We start from the raw sequence: 1,985 nt of genomic DNA, 5'->3' as shown, positions 1-1,985 counted from the left end.
GCGCTCACGGCTTGTCCGCGAGCGTTTTCGGCAGCAGACAAGCCCGCCAGGGCGCGTCAGCGGGTGTCGGGGCGAAACCCTGACCCAGTCGCGTAGCGACAGCGGAGTGTATACTGGCTTAACCATGCGGCATCAGTGCAGATTGTATGAAAAGTGCCCCATGCCGGGTGTGAAATGCCGCACAGATGCGTAAGGAGAAAATGCACGTCCAGGCGCTTTTCCGCTTCCTCGCTCACTGACTCGCTACGCTCGGTCGTTCGGCTGCGGCGAGCGGTACTGACTCACACAAAAACGGTAACACAGTTATCCACAGAATCAGGGGATAAGGCCGGAAAGAACATGTGAGCAAAAAGGCAAAGCCAGGACAAAAGGCCGCGCCGCTGGCGTTTTTCCATAGGCTCCGCCCCCCTGACGAGCATCACAAAAATCGACGCTCAAGTCAGAGGTGGCGAAACCCGACAGGACTATAAAGATACCAGGCGTTTCCCCCTGGAAGCTCCCTCGTGCGCTCTCCTGTTCCGACCCTGCCGCTTACCGGATACCTGTCCGCCTTTCTCCCTTCGGGAAGCGTGGCGCTTTCTCATAGCTCACGCTGTTGGTATCTCAGTTCGGTGTAGGTCGTTCGCTCCAAGCTGGGCTGTGTGCACGAACCCCCCGTTCAGCCCGACCGCTGCGCCTTATCCGGTAACTATCGTCTTGAGTCCAACCCGGTAAGACACGCCTTAACGCCACTGGCAGCAGCCACTGGTAACGGTTTTATGGGAGTTGGTCTTGAAGTTTCTTGCCAGTTAAGGCTAAACTGAAAGAACAGATTTTGGTGACTGCGCTCCCACAAAGCCAGTTACCGTGGTTCAAAAACCTGCAAGTTCTTTGAACCTTGAAAAAACCGCCCTGCAAGGCGGTTTTTTCTTTTCAGAAAGGCTACGATGAAAGGTAATCCTGCGTCAAGGTACTTTAACGTATACTATCAGCGTGTTTTTAAAGCTATGAAAGAGCAGGAATTTAGATGTTAAACAAGATCCAATTACCTGATGAAATAAAAAAGAATACCGTTACCAATGGTAACTCGATATCATTAATAAAAAAACTCCCATCACAATATGCACATTTAATACTCAGTGATATCCCTTATGGGATAGGAGCAGAAGACTGGGATGTGCTACATAATAACTCAAATAACGCATACCTAGGTTCAAGCCCTGCGCAGAAAAACGCAGGTGCTATTTTTAAAAAAAGAGGAAAACCAATAAATGGATGGTCAGAGGCTGATAAGAAAATACCATTAGAATATCAGCAATGGTGTGAAGAATGGGCTACTGAATGGTTCAGAGTATTAAAACCAGGTGCCAGTGCAATTATTTTTGCAGGCAGAAGATTTTCTCATCGATGCATATGTGCAATGGAAGATGCTGGATTCAATCTTCGCGATATAATTGCATGGATGAGAGTAAAAGCCCCTCACAGAGCCCAAAGGTTGAGTTGCGTTTACGAAAGGCGCGGGGATACATTAAACGCAGAAAAATGGAATGGATGGCGAGTTGGAAATCTACAACCAACCTTTGAACCCATACTATGGTTCTCTAAACCATATAAAATTGGCGGCACAATTGCAGATAATGCAATTATTCATGGTGTCGGTGCTTATAATCAAGATGCATTTGTAGCAAGAAATGGCAAACCTGAAAATGTCATTACAGCTGGATTTTCCAGCAATGAAAGTGGATTACACCCAACACAAAAACCTGTAGCCTTAATGAAAACACTTATAGAATTAACAACACAAAAAGGTCAATTAGTCATTGACCCTTTTAGTGGCAGTGGTTCTACATTGGTAGCAGCGAAAGATTTAGGTAGGGATTATATTGGTTTCGAAATAAACCCTACATATGTAGAGACCAGTATAAAGAGATTAAACAAATAATTATTTAAGTGACAGAATATTATTATCTGTCACTTTTTTAATCTGCTCAATTCTACTTTCAATT

At 45.6% G+C, this 1,985-nt stretch carries 1 protein-coding gene; it reads left to right on the top strand.

Going from position 1 to position 1,985, the window contains the following annotated elements:
• Window positions 1-1,006: 1,006 nt before the first annotated feature.
• A complete protein-coding gene (locus GH664_RS22515) occupies window positions 1,007-1,921 on the top strand; it encodes a site-specific DNA-methyltransferase (protein WP_015059043.1) in 915 nt (304 codons plus the stop codon).
• Window positions 1,922-1,985: the final 64 nt, after the last annotated feature.

It is taken from the genome of Thauera sp. 2A1, from assembly GCF_009469595.2.
In the GTDB taxonomy this organism is placed as follows: Bacteria; Pseudomonadota; Gammaproteobacteria; order Burkholderiales; family Rhodocyclaceae; genus Thauera.
This window is presented reverse-complemented; position numbering and strand designations above follow the sequence as displayed.

Coding starts and splice junctions, on each gene's coding strand:
- GH664_RS22515 (WP_015059043.1), top strand. CDS start 1,007: ATGTTAAACAAGATCCAATTACCTGATGAAATAAAAAAGAATACCGTT.